Origin of the sequence: Microtetraspora sp. AC03309 (genome assembly GCF_020826795.1) — a bacterium.
GTDB classification, from domain to species: domain Bacteria; phylum Actinomycetota; class Actinomycetes; order Streptosporangiales; family Streptosporangiaceae; genus Microtetraspora; species Microtetraspora glauca.
The window spans coordinates 21,629-38,969 of sequence record NZ_JADDIL010000028.1 but is presented as its reverse complement, the minus strand read 5'-3'; the positions used below and the strand labels follow the sequence as shown (position 1 = coordinate 38,969).

Sequence of the window (17,341 nt, the reverse complement as noted above, 5' to 3'; positions counted from 1 at the left end):
GTGAACCAGACCGAGGACGGCACCGGCCGTCCGTACCAGGGCTATGTGTACGCCTACCCGCACAAGACGGCCTACCGGGAGCTCGACCCACGCCCCCGGCTCCGTGACGTGTGGGCGGGGGAGCGGACGGACGCCCTCTTCCTCTACCTGCACATCCCCTTCTGCGAGATGCGGTGCGGGTTCTGCAACCTGTTCACCCGGACCGGCGCGCCCGAGGAGCTGACCTCGGCCTACCTGGCCGCCCTCGAACGGCAGGCGGAAGCCGTACGCGACGCGCTCGGGGAGAAGCCCCGGTTCGCCACGGCCGCGATCGGCGGCGGCACGCCGACCTATCTCAGCGCGGCGGAGCTGACCCGGCTGTTCGACCTGACCGAACGCATCATGGGGGCTGACCTGCGGGCCGTCCCGCTGGCGGTGGAGACCTCGCCGGCGACCGCCACTCCCGACCGGCTGGCCGTCCTGGCCGAACGGGGCGCCACCCGCGTGTCGATCGGCGTGCAGAGCTTCGTCGACGCCGAGGCCCGCGCCGCCGTACGACCGCAGCGGCGCGCCGAGGTGGAGTCGGCCCTGGCCGCGATCCGCGCACAGGGGTTCGAGGCGCTGAACATCGACCTGATCTACGGGATCGACGGTCAGACCCCGGACTCCTGGCGGTACTCCCTCGACGCCGCGCTCGCCTGGCGGCCGGAGGAGCTGTACCTCTACCCCCTGTACGTCCGGCCGCTGACCGGGCTCGGCAGGCAGGGCCGGGCCTGGGACGACCAGCGGCTGGAGCTGTACCGCGCCGGTCGCGACCACCTGCTGGCGGCCGGATACGAGCAGGTCTCGATGCGTATGTTCCGCCTGCCCGGCCACGGCGGCACCACGGAATACAGCTGCCAGACCGACGGCATGGTGGGCCTCGGCTGCGGTGCCCGCTCATACACCCGTGACCTGCACTACTCCTACGAGTACGCCGTGGGCGCCCGTCACGTCCGGGCGATCATCGACGAGTACGTCCGGCTGCCGCGCGAGGAGTTCGAGGTGGCGAACGTCGGATTCCATCTGGACGACGAGGAGCGGCGGCGCCGGCATCTGGTCCAGTCGCTGCTCCAGGCGGAGGGGCTCTCCCGTTCCGACTACCTGAAGCGGTTCGACGCCGACGTGCTCGTGGACTTCGGCGGGGAGCTCGCACGCTTCGCCGAGCGGGGATGGCTGGAGGCGGACGCCGTCCGGCTGCGGCTCACCGCCGAGGGGCTGGCCCACTCCGACGCCATCGGGCCCGCGCTGTTCTCGGGCCGGGTCGTGGCGCTGATGGACGGTTACGAGGAACGATGAACGACAGGATCCGGCTCCCGCGCGTGCCCTCGGACCCCGGTCCCCGCTGCCGGTCCGAGACCTGGCCCGCAGGGGGTCGTGACCAGGATGGGCATCTGTCGATCCTGTACCGGGGCCCGCTGGCGAGTTGCGACTACGACTGCGCGTACTGCCCCTTCGCCAAGCGGCGGGACAGCCCGGAGCGGCTGCGTGCCGACCGGGCGGCGCTGGAGCGCTTCACGGCTTGGGTGGCCGGGCGCGGTCATCCGGTCTCCGTGCTCTTCACGCCATGGGGCGAGGGCCTGGTCCGCTCCTGGTACAGGAAGGCCATGGTCGAGCTCAGCCACCTCTCCCACGTGCGGAGGGTGGTCATCCAGACGAACCTGAGCTGCCGCACCGGCTGGCTCGACGAGGCCGATCTCACCCGGCTGGCGCTGTGGGTGACCTGTCACCCGAGCCAGGTGGCCTACGACCGGTTCCTCGCCAAGTGCCGCGACCTGGCCGGACACGGCGTACGGCACAGCGTGGGCATCGTCGGCCACCCCGACCACCTCGACACCGCCCGCAGACTGCGGGCCGACCTGCCCGCGAGCACCTACCTGTGGGTGAACGCCGAGGAGGGGCGCGCGTACACCGACGACGAGGCGGCGGAGTGGGCCGCGATCGACCCGCTGTTCGGCTACAGCCGATTCGCGCACGCGAGCGCCGGGCTGGCCTGCCGTACCGGTGAGACCGTGGTCTCGGTGAGCGGCGACGGCACGGTCCGGCGGTGCCACTTCGTCCCCGAGGTGATCGGCAACCTCTACGACGGGTCGTTCGACCGGGCGCTGCGGCCCCGGCCGTGTCCCGCGGCCACCTGCGACTGCCACATCGGGTACGTCCACCTGGAGCCGCTCGGCCTGTACGACGTGTTCGCCGGCGGGATCCTCGAACGGATCCCGGCCGACCGGCCCCTCCGGGCCTGAACGCGCGTCGCGAGGCGGTGGTCAGGTCTCGCGCTCGGGGCGGTACTCCTCCTCCGTGACACCGAAGGTCCAGGCCACGCCCTGCCGCGCCCGTACGACCCATGGGGGCACGCGCAGGAAGTAGGTGCGGCGGGTGCCGTCCGGCTCGGGGGTGGAGTTGACCACCTCGACCATGATGACGTCCTCGTCGTCGGGCAGGGCGATCCGCCACAGCACGCCCGTCTCGTCGGCGTGGATCGGGGACGCGCCGGAGTCGGCGAGGTAGCGGTCATAGCCGAAGTGCTCCAGCATGACCCGGCGCAGCTCGGCGTTGCTCTCGGAGCGGATGCGCCCGGCGTCCAGCGTGGCCATGGTCGCGCCGAAATCGGCGGGGACGGGCATCCCGTGCCACGCCTGCAGCGCGAAGCCGTCGGCGAAGAGCATCGCGGGGCCGTCGGCCCGGTGGAGGCGTCCGAGGTCGTCGAGGTGCAGCTCCACGGGCCGCTCGCACAGCAGCGCGACGCGTTCGAACGGCCACCACCATCCGGCCGCCCGCGCGACCTGGCAGAGAGCGCCGAGCGCGGACCGCTCCGTCTCGGCGACTCCGGACAGGATCTCGCGGACCACTCCGGCGTCGGGCGCGAAGACGCAGAGCCACGCGGCGTCGTGCTGGCCGAGGACGGCGTCGAGTGTCACCCGGCGCAGCAGCTCGTCCGTCTCGGCGATCGCCCGCCGGATCTCGAGGACCAGCCGGTTCACCGGGGGCCACAGCTCGCCGCCGCTCGACGCCCAGGCGCCCGACCAGCCGGCCGGGCCGAGCGCCTCGTGGACGGCGCGGCGCGCGCGTTCCCACGGCCCGGTGCGTACGGAGTCACGGACGCTCCGGCCCGCGGGAGCCGTACCGACCTGGGCCAGGACCTGGTCGGCGGCCCGGCCGAGCCCGGCGGCGGCGAGTGCCGCGCGCGCTTCCGGGCCGCCGGACAGCGCGGCGGCCGCGACGGCTCCGGCCGCCGGGGAGTCGAACCAGAGGATGTGCTCGGGCTCGGCCAGCCCGGCGTCGCGGTAGGCGCGCCGTACGCCGTCTTCGGCGGCGGCACGGTCGGCGGGGCCGGTGGCGAGCGCGGCCTCGCGCCAGGTGACGGTCACCCCGGCCGTGGTGAGGTCGGTCGTCATCAGTCGGCCACCACGCGGAACGCTCCGGGGACGTACTCGCGCTGCCTGATCACGCGGTACCACCCCTTCGGGAGGGAGATCGCGTCGTGCTCCTCGTGCACGAGCCGCCCGCCCGAGGGCAGGTGCAGGAAGCCGGGGTTGCGCGGGCTCGGATCGAGCAGCAGGGTGCCGGGACCGGGGATCGCATGGGCATGGCCTGTCGCCTCTCCCAGGGCGAGGACGAGGCGGCCACGCGAGTCTCGCGGCTGCGGTGGCAGCGTCCGCGCCTCCGCGGGCACGGCCTCCTCGGCCACAGGAACGATCAGGATGTCTCCCTGCCGGTACACGACGGCTCCTTTCGGTTGCTGATCGCGAAGATAGGGGACACGGCTGACATTCCGCACACTGCCCGTCCGCTCCGATTACACAATTACGATCGCTCACAGCGAACTCGCGCAAGCAAGGGAACACGGGAAGGCTCTCGTTAGTTGAGTCGGCACAACTCAACCTTTTGGGAGCGACCAGATGACAGAGATCCTTCCCGTCCTTCCCCTCGACGACGAGGTCGTCCTGCCCGGCATGGTGGTCCCGCTCGACCTGTCGGACACCGAGGTCCGCGCGGCCATCGACGCGGCACGGGCAGGGAGCGGCGAGGGCAAGGTGCTGCTGGTGCCGCGCGTCGACGGCCGGTACGGCGCGGTCGGCGTCACCGCCGTGGTCGAACAGGTCGGCCGGTTGCCCGGCGGCGAGCCCGCCGCCGTCGTGCGCGGCGTGAGCCGGATGCGCGTGGGCACCGGGACCACCGGCCCCGGCGCGGCGCTCTGGGTCGAGGCCACGGTGCTGGAGCCGGTCGTCGCCGGTCCCCGGGCCGACGAGCTCGCCAAGGAGTACAAGGCGCTCACCACCACGATCCTGCAGAAGCGCGGCGCCTGGCAGGTCGTCGACGCGGTCAACCAGATCGAGGACCCCTCCGTGCTCGCCGACAGCTCGGGATACGCCCCGTGGCTGACCACGCCGCAGAAGCTGCTCCTCCTGGAGAGCCCGGACCCGGTCGAGCGGCTGGAGAGGCTCGTCGGCTGGGCGCGCGACCACCTCGCCGAGATGGACGTCGCGGAGACCATACGCAAGGACGTCCAGGAGGGCATGGAGAAGCAGCAGCGCGAGTTCCTGCTGCGCCAGCAACTCGCCGCCGTACGCAAGGAACTGGCCGAGCTGAACGGCGACCCCGCGGACGAGGAGGAGGACTACCGGGCCAGGATCGAGGCGGCCGATCTGCCGGAGAAGGTCCGCGAGGCCGCGCTGAAGGAGGTCGCCAAGCTCGAACGCACCTCCGACCAGTCGCCGGAGACCGGCTGGATCCGCACCTGGCTGGACACCGTCCTGGACATCCCGTGGAGCACCCACACCACGGACGCGTACGACATCGCGGGCGCCAGGGCGGTGCTCGACGCCGACCACACCGGGCTCGACGACGTGAAGGACCGCATCGTCGAGTACCTCGCGGTGCGCAAGCGCCGCGCCGACCAGGGCCTCGGCGTGGTCGGCGGCCGCCGCAGCGGCGCGGTGCTCGCGCTGGCCGGACCGCCCGGAGTGGGCAAGACCTCGCTCGGTGAGTCGGTCGCGCGGGCCATGGGCAGGAAGTTCGTCCGGGTCGCGCTCGGCGGCGTCCGGGACGAGGCGGAGATCCGCGGCCACCGGCGCACCTACGTCGGGGCGCTGCCCGGCAGGATCGTCCGCGCGATCCGCGAGGCCGGGTCGATGAACCCGGTCGTGTTGCTCGACGAGATCGACAAGGTGGGCTCCGACTACCGCGGCGACCCGACCGCGGCGCTGCTCGAGGTGCTCGACCCGGCGCAGAACCACACGTTCCGCGACCACTACCTCGAAGTCGAGCTGGATCTCAGCGACGTGCTCTTCCTCGCGACGGCCAACGTCCTGGAGCAGGTCCCCGGCCCGCTGCTGGACCGCATGGAGATCGTCACGCTCGACGGCTACACCGAGGACGAGAAGGTGGCGATCGCCCGGGACCACCTGCTGCCCCGCCAGCTGGAGAAGGCCGGGCTGACGCCGGACGACGTGGCGATCGACGACGACGCGCTGCGCGGGCTCGCGGGCGAGTACACGCGGGAGGCGGGCGTCCGGTCGCTCGAACGGTCGATCGCCCGCATCCTGCGCAAGGTCACGGCCACGGTGGCGCTCGGCGAGGTCGAGCTCCCGGTCGCGGTGTCCGGCGACGGCCTCGTGCCCTACCTCGGCAGGCCGCGGCACGTCCCCGAGTCGTCCCTCCCCGAGTCCCGGCAGCGTACGGCGGTGCCCGGCGTGGCGACCGGCCTCGCGGTCACCGGCGCGGGCGGCGACGTCCTGTACGTCGAGGCGTCGCTCGCCGACCCCGAGACCGGCTCGACCGGCGTGACGCTGACCGGCCAGCTCGGCGACGTGATGAAGGAGTCGGCCCAGATCGCGCTGTCCTACCTGCGCTCGCGCGGGGTGGAGCTGGAACTGCCGGTCGGGTCGCTCAAGGACCGGTCCGTGCACATCCACGTCCCGGCGGGCGCCGTGCCCAAGGACGGGCCCTCCGCGGGCGTCACGATGACGACCGCGCTGGCCTCGCTCCTGTCCGGCCGCCCGGTCAGGAACGACGTCGCGATGACCGGTGAGGTGTCGCTCACCGGCCGGGTGTTGCCGATCGGCGGGGTGAAGCAGAAGCTGCTCGCCGCCCATCGGGCCGGGATCACGACGGTCCTGATCCCGGCGCGCAACGAGCCCGACCTGGACGACGTGCCCGCGGACGTGCTGGCGGACCTCACCGTCCACGCGGTCGGCGACGTCCGCGAGGTGCTCGACCTCGCGCTCACGCCCGCCACGGCGACCCAGACGGCGACCCAGACAGCGACCCAGACAGCGACCCAGACAGTGGCCCAGACAGTGGCCCGGAACGCCGCCGCCTGATCGGCCGCGATCCATCTCGTACGGCTCGCGCCCCGCTCCTGGGGGCGCGAGCCGTACGCGTGTGCGGGCGGGAGGCGAGGGAGCGAGGCGAGAAGGCGGGGCCGGCTCACAGGAGGGAGGGTGTGGATGTGAGATAAGCCACATTGATTGTCGGGAATTATCGGAATTCGCCGCCCTGGTCCTCTGTTGGTGATGACCGTGAACGTGATGTGCGACGGAGCCATGGCCCTGCGGGAGCGGGGCGTCATGATGTGCGGCTGTCGCCCGGCCTGAGCCCCAATTCCTTGATCGTTTCTCGCTCCGAAGGCCTGTTCATGAATTCCCCCACGAACTTCCTCGTCCTGCGCCGTTTCAGCCACCTGCCGTTCCCTCCGGGGACCCGCCGGTCGTGCGCGTCCACCGTCGCCGGCGTCGTCATCGTTCCTGGGGAAGTCTCGTGATCAAAGTGTCCGGTCTGCGCAAGGTCTACGGCTCCGTCGTGGCCCTCGACGGCGTGGACCTCCACGTCCGCAAGGGTGAGATCTTCGGTGTGCTCGGGCAGAGCGGCGCCGGGAAGAGCACCCTGCTGCGCTGCGTCAACCTGCTCGAACGCCCGACGGCGGGGGCCGTCACCGTCGACGGGCGGGACCTGACCGCCCTGGGCGAGGGGGAGCTGCGCCGGGCGCGGCAGGGCATCGGCATGATCCACCAGCACTTCGCCCTGCTGTCCTCGCGCACCGTCGCCGGGAACGTGGCCTTCCCGCTGGAGATCATGGGCATGCCCCGTGACCGGCGGACCAAGCAGGTCGAAGAGCTGCTAGAACTGGTGGGTCTGGCCGGAAAGGCGAAGGCGTACCCGGCGCAACTCTCCGGCGGCCAGAAGCAGCGCGTCGGCATCGCCCGCGCGCTCGCGGGCGAGCCGTCGGTGCTGCTGTCGGACGAGGCCACCTCGGCGCTGGACCCGGGGACCACGCAGTCGATCCTGGCCCTGCTCAAGCGGCTCAACCGCGAGCTCGGGCTGACGATCCTGCTGATCACGCACGAGATGGACGTGATCAAGGCGGTCTGCGACTCCGCGGCCATCATGAGCGACGGCCGGATCGAGGAGGCGGGGCCGATCCCCGAGCTCCTGGCCAGACCGGGGTCCCGGCTCACCCAGGAGCTGTTCCCGCTGCCGCCCGCGGAGCCGGGCAGCGTGACGATCACCTTCACCGGCACCTACACCGGCCGCGCCGACGAACCGGTCGTCTCCCAGGTCGTACGGAAGTTCGACGTGGACGTGAACATCCTCGGCGGCGCGCTGGAGGACGTCGCGGGCGTATCGGCCGGACGGCTCCGCGTACGGCTGACCGGTGAGGAGTCCGGCGCGGCGCTCGGCTACCTGCGCGACCGCGGTCTGCTCGTGGAGGTGGCTTCCCGATGACCTGGTCGGACATGAGCCCCCTGCTGTGGGAGGCCACGGGGCAGACCGCGCGGATGGTCGTCTGGTCCACGCTGTTCACCGTCCTGCTCGGGCTGCCCCTCGGCGTCGCGCTGGTCGGCACCGACAGGGGCGGGCTGTTCCCCGCTCCGGTCGCCCGCCGGATCCTCGGCCTGGTGGTCAACGTCGGCCGGTCGCTGCCGTTCATCGTGCTGATGATCGCCGTCATCCCGGTGACCCGGCTGATCACCGGCACCACCATCGGCACCGGCGCGGCGGCGGTCCCGCTCACGATCGGCGCCGTGCCGTTCTTCGCGCGGCTGGTGGAGACCGCCCTGCGCGAGGTCGGCAGGGACGTCGTCCAGGCCGCGCAGGCCATGGGCGCGAGCCGGGTCACGATCGTGGGCAAGGTCCTGTTGCCCGAGGCGCTGCCGGGCCTGATCGCCGCGCTCACGGTCACCGTCGTCACGCTGATCTCGTACTCGGCGATGGCGGGTGTGATCGGTGGCGGCGGCCTGGGCGACCTCGCGGTCCGTTACGGATACCAGCGGTTCGAGACCGCTCTCATGATCGTCACGGTCGTGGTGCTGATCGTCCTCGTGCAGGCGGTCCAGAGCCTCGGCGACGCCGTCAGCCGCCGGCTCACCCACCGCTGACTTCACGCCTTTTCCCCGTCCCGCCGCCCGGCTCGACGGGGCGGTCCCCTTTCGTCACCCAGATTTCGTCACACAAGGAGTGGTCACACCATGCGCAAGATGTTCGGGCTCCTGCTCGCCGTCGGGCTGTCGCTCGGCCTGGCGGCCTGCGGCTCGTCCTCGTCCTCGTCCTCGTCCCCGGCCGACACGGCGTCGGCCTCGGGCACGGCCGCCGCGAGCGAGCCGCTCAAGATCGGCGTGAGCCCGATGCCGCACGCGGAGATCGTGAAGTACGTCGCGGACAACCTGGCCTCCGCCGCCGGGCTGAAGCTGGAGATCGTGGAGTTCAGCGACTACGTGCAGCCGAACCTCCAGCTCCAGGACGGCCAGCTCGGGGCCAACTACTTCCAGCACAAGCCGTACCTCGACGACTTCAACGCGTCCAAGGGCACCAAGCTGAGCTACGTCACCTCCGTGCACCTGGAGCCGCTCGGCCTCTACTCCAAGAAGGTCAAGGACGTGGCGTCGCTCGGGCAGGGCGCGACCGTCGCGGTGCCGAACGACGCGACCAACCTCGGCCGGGCGCTCAAGCTGCTGGCCGACAACGGCGTGATCACGCTGAAGGACGGCGTCGGCACCGCCGCGACCGAGCGTGACGTCACCGGCAACCCCAAGGCGATCAAGTTCCAGCCGCTCGAGGCCGCCCAGCTGCCCCGGTCGCTTGAGGACGTCGACGCCGCGGTCATCAACGGCAACTACGCCATGGAGGCGAGCCTGAACCCCGAGAGCGACGCGCTGGTCCTGGAGAAGGCCGAGGGCAACCCGTACGCGAACGGCCTGGTGGTGGCCGAGGGCCACGAGAGCGACCCGCGGATCGTCACGCTGTCGAAGCTGCTGACCAGCCCCGAGGTGAAGCAGTTCATCGAGCAGAAGTACAAGGGCGCGGTCATCCCCGCCTTCTGATCCCGGCGGATATCCCGGACATAAATGGGCGAATCATTCGGTCGATTGACCGAATGATTCGCCCATGGTGTCATGGGCTCCATGCTGTACGGAACACCGGTCCTCGACCCGGTCGACGAGAAGGTGCTCGGCGAGGTCGAGGAGATGCGGCGCGACCTGAGATACCTCCTGGCCGAGACCCACCGCTGGGACGGCCAGCTCCGGCGGCAGCTCCAGGCTCGCGCCATCCAGGGGTCCAACTCGATCGAGGGCTACCGGGCGAGCATCGAGGACATCGAGTCCATCATGGTCGGCGAGGAGCCGCTGGAAGCGTCCGCAGGCGTGGCGCGGGAGATCGCCGGATACCAGCAGGCCCTGACCTATATCAACCTGCTGTCCAAGGCGCCGGCGTTCCGGTTCGACGCCGGCCTGCTCAACGCGCTCAACTTCATGATGATCGGTCATCATCTGGACGAGACGCCCGGAACCGTCCGGCCCGGCGGGATCTACGTGCGCAACTCCGCCACCGGAGAGGTCGTCTACGAGGGGCCCGACCACGAGGCGGTGCCCTCCCTGCTCGACGAACTGGTGGACTGGCTGAACTCCGGCGACCTCGACGCGCCGAGCTACGTGCGCGGTGCCATGGCGCATTTCAACCTTGTGGCGATCCACCCGTGGCGGGACGGCAACGGGCGCATGTCCCGGGCGCTGCAGACCCTCGTGCTCGCCCGCGACCAGATCACCACGCCGGAATTCTCCTCGATCGAGGAGTGGCTCGGCATCGGGGAGAACACCCTGGAATACTACGGCGCCTTGCGCGAGGTGCAGCGGGGGCGGTGGGCGCCCCACCCGGACATGCGGTCATGGGTGCGGTTCGTCCTGCGCTGCCACCATATGCAGGCGCAACGCGTCCGGCGGCGGCTGGCGGAGGCCGGGGAGGTCTGGATGCTCCTTGAGGAGCGGGCCGACGCGGAGAACCTGCACCCCCGCTGCGTCTCGGCCCTTTACCAGGTCTTCGTCTCCCGGCGGCTGCGCAGGAGCATGTACCAGTCCGACGAGTCCCTCAGCCAGGGTCAGGCGGCACGCGACCTTCGCGATCTCGTGTCCCGCGACTGGCTGCGGCCGTACGGCGAGACCAAGGGGCGGTTCTACGCGCCGGGGCCGAAGATGCTGGCGATCAGGGAGGATTTCGCCGGCCGGGCCACGCCCCTGCGCGATCCTTATGTGGGTTTCGCGATGAAGTGAGCGGACACTTCCCAGGCTCGATCGTGCAGATTAATGTTCGGTTCTATGCACCCGGGAGCCGTCGCCGCCCTTACCCCCGACAAGCCCGCAGTGATCGTCGTGAGCCCCGAAGCCGGTACGAGCTCACAACCCGCCGGAACCGCCGAGTCCGGACCGGCCACCACCCGCGTGGTCACCTATCGAGAGCTGGACGAGCAGTCCAACCGCCTCGCGCATCTCTTCCGCGCGGCGGGACTGCGGCCGGGCGACCAGATCGCCTTCATGCTGGAGAACCATCCGCTGTTCCTGGTGGTGGCCTGGGCCGCGCACCGGTCCGGCCTGTACTACACCGCGATCAGTTCCCGGCTGGGCAGCGACGAAGTCGCCTACATCGTGGACAACTGCGACGCCAGGGTCTTCATCTCGTCGGCGCGGCTGGCGGAGGTGGCGACCTCCGTCACGAAGGCCACGCCCAAGGTCGAGATCCGGCTCATGATGGACGGCGTGGCCCCCGGATTCACCTCGTACGAGGAGGCCGTCGCGAGCCGACCCCCCACCCCGATCGAGGACGAGTGCCAGGGCTCGGACATGCTGTACTCCTCCGGAACGACCGGGCGGCCCAAGGGGGTCAAGCCCGTCCTGACCAAGGCGCCGCTCGACGCTCCCGGTCCGCTGCTCCAGCTGATCCAGTTCCTGTTCGCTCCCGGCCCTGACAGCGTGTACCTCTCGCCCGCGCCGCTCTATCACGCCGCTCCGCTGCGGTACTGCATGTCCTTCCTGCGGCTCGGGGCGACCGTGGTCGTGATGGAGCGGTTCGATCCCGAGCAGGCCCTGCGGCTCATCGAGGAGTACGGCGTCACGCACGCGCAGTGGGTGCCGACCATGTTCATCAAGATGCTGCGCCTGCCGCCCGAGGTGCGCGGGCGCTACGACATCTCCTCGCTGACCTGCGCGATCCACGCCGCCGCTCCGTGCCCGATCCCGGTCAAGGAGCAGATGATCGAGTGGTGGGGACCGATCGTCCACGAGTACTACGCGGGCACCGAGGGCAACTGCTTCCTCTACGCCGGCTCCGAGGACTGGCTCACGCACAAGGGGACGGTCGGGCGGCCGCTGCTGGGGGTCGCGCACGTCTGCGACGAGGACGGGAACGAACTGCCCGCGGGCAGGCACGGCACGATCTACTTCTCCGACGGCCCGCGGTTCGAGTACCACGGCGACCCCGGCAAGACGCGCTCGGTGCAGGATCCGCAGGGCAGGGGCTGGACCACGCTGGGCGACATCGGCTACCTGGACGAGGAGGGCTTCCTCTACCTCACCGACCGCGGGTCGTACATGATCATCTCCGGCGGGGTGAACATCTATCCGCAGGAGGCGGAGAACGTCCTCGCGCTGCACCCGAAGGTCGCCGACGTGGCGGTCTTCGGCGTGCCGGATCCGCTGATGGGAGAGGCGGTCAAGGCCGTCGTCGAGGCGGCCGACCCCGCGGACGCGGGACCGGCGCTGGAGGCCGAACTGATCGAGTACTGCCGATCGCGGCTCGCGCACTACAAGTGCCCGAAATCCGTCGACTTCAGGGACGAGCTTCCCCGCCACCCCACGGGCAAGCTCTACAAGCGGTTGCTGCGGGACGAGTACTGGAAGTCCGGGAACGTGGCTGATCGCTTAGCGTGACCTTACAGGGCGTTTGGCATCGTGGACGTGTACCGGCGGGAGAGCCGGAAGACGCAGCGGCCACGAGGGGGAAGACGATGAGCTCCGAAGAGCGGACGCCCGAGAACGAGAACACGACGGGCCACGGATGGAGCCAGTTCGGCAGCACCCCGCCCCAGCACGGGCAGTACGGGGCCTACGGCCAGTCCCCCCCGCCGCAGCAGGGTGACACGGCGGCGTTCGCCGCGTCCTCGTTCCAGCAGCCCGTGAAGCGGGCGTGGAGCGGTGGGCAGAAGGCGGTGGCCGGGCTCGCCCTCGCCGCGGTGGCATTGGGCGGCGGGGTCGCGGGGGCCTTCGTCGCGAACAGCTTCGACAACGGCGGGACGGTCATCTCCTCGCCGGTGCTCCCCGTGTCCAACAGTTCGGGGAACACCATCGTGGCGGTGGCCAAGGCCATCCAGCCGTCGGTGGTGTCGGTCAAGGTCAAGACGCGGACCGGCGGCGGTGAGGGGTCGGGGGTCATCCTCTCGGCCGACGGGCTGATCCTCACCAACAACCACGTCGTCGCCGGGGCCGGGCAGGACGCGACGGTCACCGTGAAGTTCAGCGACGGCACGACCGCGTCGGCCACGGTCAAGGGCACCGACCCGGCGACCGACCTCGCGGTTCTCCAGGCCCAGGATGTCTCGGGTCTCACCCCGGCCAGCCTCGGAGACAGCGACAAGCTCCAGGTCGGCGACTCCGTGCTCGCGATCGGCAGCCCGCTGGGCCTGGAGGGCTCGGTGACGTCCGGCATCGTGAGCGCGCTGGACCGCACGCTCACCGAAAGCGGTCAGGACCAGCAGCAGCAGCAACCCTTCCCCTGGGGGCAGGAGCAGCAGCAGCCGACCCAGCAGGTGACCATCGGCGGCATGATCCAGACCGACGCGGCGATCAACCCCGGCAACTCCGGCGGCGCGCTGGTCAACGCGGCGGGCCAGGTGATCGGCATCAACACCGCCATCCTCACCTCGGGCTCCGGCTCCGGCAACATCGGCGTGGGCTTCGCCATCCCGATCAACACCGCCAAGATGGTCTCCGAGCAGCTCATCAAGACCGGCAAGGCGACGCACGCCTTCCTCGGTGTGAGCGTCGCGGACGCGACGGGCGACACGCCCGGAGCGGTCGTCGCCTCGATCACCAAGGGCAGCCCCGCGGACAAGGCCGGCCTCAAGGAGGCGGACCTCATCACCAAGATCGACGACACGGTCGTCGGCGACGCGGAGACCCTGGTGGGCATCATCCGCAGGCACCAGCCCGGCGACAAGATCGCGGTGACCTACACCCGCAACGGCCGGCCCTCGACGGCCACCATCGCCCTGACCGAGAACAGCAGCACGAGCTGACACCCCTCCGCCGTCCCCGCCCGGGGACGGCATCCGTACAGGGCGCCTCCGCACGGGGCGCCCGTACTGGTGTCCGGACAGGTGTCCGGACAGGTGTCCGGACGGGTGATGCCTCAGGCGAGGGCCAGAGGAGGCGAGCGCCGGAGGCGGGGGCAGGTCAGCGGGACGAGGCCCGAGACGACGCGGTCAGGGTCTCCGACTCCCACAGGTCCCGGTAGTACCCGGGCGCCGAGACCAGCTCCGCGTGCGTGCCGCGCTGCGCCACCCGGCCGTCCTCCAGGACCACGATCTCGTCCACCTGCTCCAGGCCGCGTAGGCGGTGGGTGACGAGCAGGGTCGTCCGGCCCCGCGTCGCGTCGAGCAGGTCGGCGGTCAGCGCGTCGGCCGTCTCCTCGTCCAGTGCCTCCGCCGGCTCGTCGAGCAGCAGCACGGCCGGATCGAAGAGCAGGGCCCGTGCGAGCGCCAGGCGCTGGAGCTGGCCGCCCGACACCGTGCGGCCGTCCTCGCCGAGCACCGTGTCCCACCCCGTCCGGTCCGCCCACGTGTCCAGCCGGGCCCGCCGTACGGCCTGGGCGAGCTCGCCGTCCGACGCCTCCGGACCGGCCAGCCGCAGGTTGTCGCGGAACGACGCCTGGAACACGTACGGGTCCTGGGTCAGCCCGGTCATCGCCGCCCGGACGTCGTCCGAGGCGTAGGAGCGGATGTCGACCCCATTGATCGTGATATGGCCCGACTCGATGTCCACGGTCCGCATCAGCGCGGACAGCAGCGTGCTCTTCCCCGCGCCGCTCGGCCCGACGATGGCCACCCGCATGCCCGGCGTGAGGGTCAGGCTGACCCCGTCGAGCGCCGGCTCGCGGTCGCCGTGCCGGACGACCAGGTCCTCCACCTCGACGGTCACCGGGGCCTCGGGCGGGGGCGCGGGGCTGGCCGGCTCCGCCACCACGACCGGGGTCGCCTGGATCTCCCCCAGCCTGCGCAGCGCGGCGCCGACCCCCGCGAAGCGTTCCCCGGCCGCGGCGAGCGGCAGCACCGGTTCGAAGGAGACCAGCGCGGTCAGCGCGAGCACGGCGGTCGCCACCTGGCCGAGCCCGGCGGCCTGCGCGATCAGCACCACCGCGGCCACGGTCGATCCCTGGATGAGGACCCCGAGCCCGAGGGCCGCGGCGTTGATCCTCGCCTGGCCCCGCTCCAGCGCGGAGAGGCGGCCCTCCGCCGCCATCCCGTCCGAAAGTGCCTGCCCCTTCGCGTCGTACGCGGCGAGATCCGCCGCGCCGTGGACCAGGTCGGCCACCCGGGCGGCCAGCTCGGCCCGCGCGGGAGCGATCCTGGCCGACCAGCGGCGGGCGGCGGCGGCCGTACCGGCCGGGAGCAGCACACCGGCGAGTAGTAGTCCGAGGGCGAGCACCAGCGCGCCCACGGGCAGCAGGAACGCCCCGATGACGATGGCCGCGACCCCGGTGAGCAGGGCGGCGACGGCGGGAAGCAGGCAGCGGACCAGCAGATCCTGGACCGCCTCGGTGTCGTCCACCATCCGGCTGAGCAGGTCGGCGCCCCGCTGCCGGAGCGGTCCTGCGGGGATGAGCGACTCGTACAGCCGCTCGCGTGTGCTCGCCTGCGCCCGCAGTGCCACGTCGTGCCCGGTGAGCCGCTCCGCGTACCGCAACACGCCCTTGCCGGTCGCGAACGCGCGCACTCCGACGATCGCGACCGACAACGCGGCCAGCGGCGGCTGCTCGGCGGCCCGCGTGATCAGCCACGCCGCCGACGCGATCAGCGCGACCCCGGCGAGGTCGGCGGCGGAACCCGCGAGGGCGGCGACGACCAGCCTGCGGGCCATCCCCGGGGCGAGGATCGTCCTGCGGAGCCCGGCTCCATGGGGGGCGCTCATCGGGCATCGCCTCTCTCCGCCGCGAGGGCGTCGGCTTCGCGATCATGTCCGCTGTCGTGCTCGTCACCCTGCCCGTGGTCCTGGGGGCGGTCCGGGACGATCCGGCCCCCGCCGATGCGGACGACCCGGTCGGCCAGGCCGATCATCGCGGGCCGGTGCGCCACCACGATGGCGGTACGGCCCTCGGCCAGCGTGCGGGTGGCCTCGACCACGGCGGCCTCGCTGCGGCCGTCCAGGCGGGCGGTGGGCTCGTCGAGCAGCAGGACCTCGGCGGAGGGACGGCAGAACGCGCGGGCCAGCGCGACCCGCTGGCGCTGTCCCGCCGACAGGTTCACGCCGCGCTCGCCGAGCACCGTCTCGTAGCCCTCCGGCAGCGCCTCCACGAACCCGGCCGCCTGCGCCGCGGCGGCGGCCGTACGGATCAGGTCGGGCGAGGCGGAGCCGCCGAGCCCGATGTTGTCCGCGACGGACATGGCGAACAGATGGGGCCGCTGGGGCACGAAGGCCAGCCTGCGTCGCCATTCGTCCAGGTCGAGCGTGCTGAGGTCCACCCCGTCGACCAGCACCCGGCCCTCGGATGGTGTGACGAATCCGAGGAGCAGGTGCAGCAGCGTGCTCTTCCCGCCGCCGCTCTCCCCGACCAGCGCGACCCGCTCGCCGGGCGCGACGACGAGCGACACGTCGTCGAGCGCGGGCTGGTCGCGGCCGGGATAGCGGACCGTGACGTGCTCCAGCCTGATCTCCGGCGCGCGGGACGCTGAGGGAGCGTGCACATCGGCGGCAGCCTGGCCGGGCTGCTTCTCTTCGGGCTGTTTCTCTTCGGGCGGGGCGAGGAGGGCGAACGCCTCGTCCGCGGCGGCCACCCCCTCGACCGACGCGTGGAACTTGGTGCCCATGGCACGCAGCGGCAGGTACGCCTCCGGAGCGAGCAGGAGGACGAGCAGGGCCGTGTCGAGGTCGAGGGAGCCGGAGAGCAGCCGGAGGCCGACGGGGACCGCCACCAGGGCCAGCGAGAGCGACGCCACGAGTTCCAGCACGAGCGACGACAGGAACGCCACCCGGAGCGTCCGCATGGTCGCGGCCCGATGCGCGGCGGCCACGTCGCGGATCACCGAGGACTGGTACCGCGCCCGGCCGAAGGCCCGCAGCGTCGGCAGACCGCGTACGACGTCGAGGAAGTGGCCGCCGAGCCGGGAGAGGGCCCGCCACTGCCGCTCGGTCACCGTCTTGGTGGTCCATCCCACCAGCGCCCCGAAGACCGGGATGAGCGGCAGCGTGAACAGGACGATCAGGCCGGTGGCGAGATCGGCGACGAAGAGCCGGGCCAGCACCGCGACCGGGACGACGGTCGCGACCGCGACGGCGGGCAGGTATCCCGCCAGGTAGGGGTCGAGCGCGTCGAGTCCACGGCCGACGAGCGTGACCAGCTCACCGGAACGCGGGCCCGCGAACACGGTCTCCTGGAAACGCTTCATCAGGCGGGCGCGCAGGACCGACTTGACTCCGGTGGCCGTACGGCCGGCCGAGACGCCCTGGATCCAGCCGAGCAGCCCCCGGAAGAGCACGACCACGACCAGGGGGAGGAGAACCGCCACGGCGAACCGGCCGGACAGTACACCCGCGAGCAGTTCGGCCTGTACGAGCACGAGCAGGCCGGCGAAGACCGCGGCGGCCAGGCAGACGGCCAGATGGCGCCGGACGGCCGGTTCCGCGCGGGCGAGCCGCAGGAGATCCTTGTGCATATATCCCTCAGTATTCCCGAACTCCCGCAGTGCCCCCGACGTGCGCTTTGTCGTCGGGCTGACGACACCGCAGGCGATCTCGAGGTCACGAGACCACCTTGGCATCCGGCAGGGCCGGTGCCGGGTTCG

At 71.6% G+C, this 17,341-nt stretch carries 14 protein-coding genes; 10 read left to right on the top strand and 4 right to left on the bottom strand.

The window, feature by feature from the left end:
- Positions 1–1,317: an STM4012 family radical SAM protein gene (locus IMZ11_RS18400; RefSeq protein ID WP_228643046.1), complete on the top strand. Its 1,317-nt coding sequence runs from the start codon at positions 1–3 to the stop codon at positions 1,315–1,317.
- Positions 1,314–2,261 carry an STM4011 family radical SAM protein gene (locus IMZ11_RS18395; RefSeq protein WP_228643044.1) on the top strand — a complete coding sequence of 316 codons (948 nt, stop codon included), beginning with the start codon at positions 1,314–1,316 and terminating at the stop codon, positions 2,259–2,261. Before IMZ11_RS18400 ends, IMZ11_RS18395 begins: the two co-directional genes overlap by 4 nt.
- Positions 2,262–2,282: 21 nt before the next feature.
- Here IMZ11_RS18395 and IMZ11_RS18390 read toward each other — a convergent pair whose 3' ends face one another.
- Complete coding sequence (locus tag IMZ11_RS18390; RefSeq protein WP_228643042.1) at positions 2,283–3,413, bottom strand: DUF6745 domain-containing protein; 1,131 nt, start codon at positions 3,411–3,413, stop codon at positions 2,283–2,285.
- Positions 3,413–3,739, bottom strand: coding sequence for a hypothetical protein (locus IMZ11_RS18385; protein ID WP_228643040.1), 327 nt, complete (start codon positions 3,737–3,739; stop codon positions 3,413–3,415). The genes IMZ11_RS18390 and IMZ11_RS18385 overlap by 1 nt, the downstream gene beginning before the upstream one ends.
- A 178-nt stretch (positions 3,740–3,917) precedes the next feature.
- On the opposite strand from IMZ11_RS18385, the gene lon reads away from it, so the two are divergent.
- The 8 genes from lon (at position 3,918) to IMZ11_RS18350 (ending at position 13,579) form a co-directional block, all read left to right on the top strand.
- Complete coding sequence (gene lon, locus IMZ11_RS18380; protein ID WP_228643038.1) at positions 3,918–6,341, top strand: endopeptidase La; 2,424 nt, start codon at positions 3,918–3,920, stop codon at positions 6,339–6,341.
- Between the two features lie 314 nt (positions 6,342–6,655).
- Positions 6,656–6,781: a hypothetical protein gene (locus IMZ11_RS45320; RefSeq protein ID WP_255706674.1), complete on the top strand. Its 126-nt coding sequence runs from the start codon at positions 6,656–6,658 to the stop codon at positions 6,779–6,781.
- The gene (locus tag IMZ11_RS18375; RefSeq protein ID WP_228643036.1) at positions 6,778–7,743 is read left to right on the top strand and encodes a methionine ABC transporter ATP-binding protein; all 966 of its coding nucleotides are present in this window, start codon (positions 6,778–6,780) and stop codon (positions 7,741–7,743) included. The genes IMZ11_RS45320 and IMZ11_RS18375 overlap by 4 nt, the downstream gene beginning before the upstream one ends.
- Positions 7,740–8,396, top strand: a complete 657-nt coding sequence (locus IMZ11_RS18370; RefSeq protein WP_228643034.1) for a methionine ABC transporter permease — start codon at positions 7,740–7,742, stop codon at positions 8,394–8,396. The genes IMZ11_RS18375 and IMZ11_RS18370 overlap by 4 nt, the downstream gene beginning before the upstream one ends.
- A gap of 90 nt (positions 8,397–8,486) precedes the next feature.
- Complete coding sequence (locus tag IMZ11_RS18365; RefSeq protein ID WP_228643032.1) at positions 8,487–9,338, top strand: MetQ/NlpA family ABC transporter substrate-binding protein; 852 nt, start codon at positions 8,487–8,489, stop codon at positions 9,336–9,338.
- 81 nt (positions 9,339–9,419) lie between these two features.
- Entirely contained in the window at positions 9,420–10,562 is a 1,143-nt protein-coding gene (locus tag IMZ11_RS18360; RefSeq protein ID WP_228643030.1) for a Fic family protein, read from the top strand.
- Between the two features lie 45 nt (positions 10,563–10,607).
- Complete coding sequence (locus IMZ11_RS18355; RefSeq protein ID WP_228643028.1) at positions 10,608–12,215, top strand: acyl-CoA synthetase; 1,608 nt, start codon at positions 10,608–10,610, stop codon at positions 12,213–12,215.
- Between the two features lie 77 nt (positions 12,216–12,292).
- Positions 12,293–13,579, top strand: coding sequence for a S1C family serine protease (locus IMZ11_RS18350; protein WP_228643026.1), 1,287 nt, complete (start codon positions 12,293–12,295; stop codon positions 13,577–13,579).
- Between the two features lie 157 nt (positions 13,580–13,736).
- On the opposite strand, the gene cydC is transcribed toward IMZ11_RS18350, so the two are convergent.
- Positions 13,737–15,470: a thiol reductant ABC exporter subunit CydC gene (cydC, locus tag IMZ11_RS18345; RefSeq protein WP_228643024.1), complete on the bottom strand. Its 1,734-nt coding sequence runs from the start codon at positions 15,468–15,470 to the stop codon at positions 13,737–13,739.
- Positions 15,467–17,212 carry a thiol reductant ABC exporter subunit CydD gene (gene cydD / locus IMZ11_RS18340; protein WP_228643021.1) on the bottom strand — a complete coding sequence of 582 codons (1,746 nt, stop codon included), beginning with the start codon at positions 17,210–17,212 and terminating at the stop codon, positions 15,467–15,469. The genes cydC and cydD overlap by 4 nt, the downstream gene beginning before the upstream one ends.
- Positions 17,213–17,341: the final 129 nt, after the last annotated feature.

Bases quoted from the DNA above. Each gene is read 5' to 3' on its own strand.
- IMZ11_RS18370 (WP_228643034.1), top strand. From the start codon at position 7,740: ATGACCTGGTCGGACATGAGCCCCCTGCTGTGGGAGGCCACGGGGCAG.
- IMZ11_RS18365 (WP_228643032.1), top strand. From the start codon at position 8,487: ATGCGCAAGATGTTCGGGCTCCTGCTCGCCGTCGGGCTGTCGCTCGGC.
- lon (WP_228643038.1), top strand. From the start codon at position 3,918: ATGACAGAGATCCTTCCCGTCCTTCCCCTCGACGACGAGGTCGTCCTG.
- IMZ11_RS18350 (WP_228643026.1), top strand. From the start codon at position 12,293: ATGAGCTCCGAAGAGCGGACGCCCGAGAACGAGAACACGACGGGCCAC.
- IMZ11_RS18360 (WP_228643030.1), top strand. From the start codon at position 9,420: ATGCTGTACGGAACACCGGTCCTCGACCCGGTCGACGAGAAGGTGCTC.
- IMZ11_RS18395 (WP_228643044.1), top strand. From the start codon at position 1,314: ATGAACGACAGGATCCGGCTCCCGCGCGTGCCCTCGGACCCCGGTCCC.
- IMZ11_RS18355 (WP_228643028.1), top strand. From the start codon at position 10,608: ATGCACCCGGGAGCCGTCGCCGCCCTTACCCCCGACAAGCCCGCAGTG.
- cydC (WP_228643024.1), bottom strand. From the start codon at position 15,470: ATGAGCGCCCCCCATGGAGCCGGGCTCCGCAGGACGATCCTCGCCCCG.
- IMZ11_RS18390 (WP_228643042.1), bottom strand. From the start codon at position 3,413: ATGACGACCGACCTCACCACGGCCGGGGTGACCGTCACCTGGCGCGAG.
- cydD (WP_228643021.1), bottom strand. From the start codon at position 17,212: ATGCACAAGGATCTCCTGCGGCTCGCCCGCGCGGAACCGGCCGTCCGG.
- IMZ11_RS45320 (WP_255706674.1), top strand. From the start codon at position 6,656: ATGAATTCCCCCACGAACTTCCTCGTCCTGCGCCGTTTCAGCCACCTG.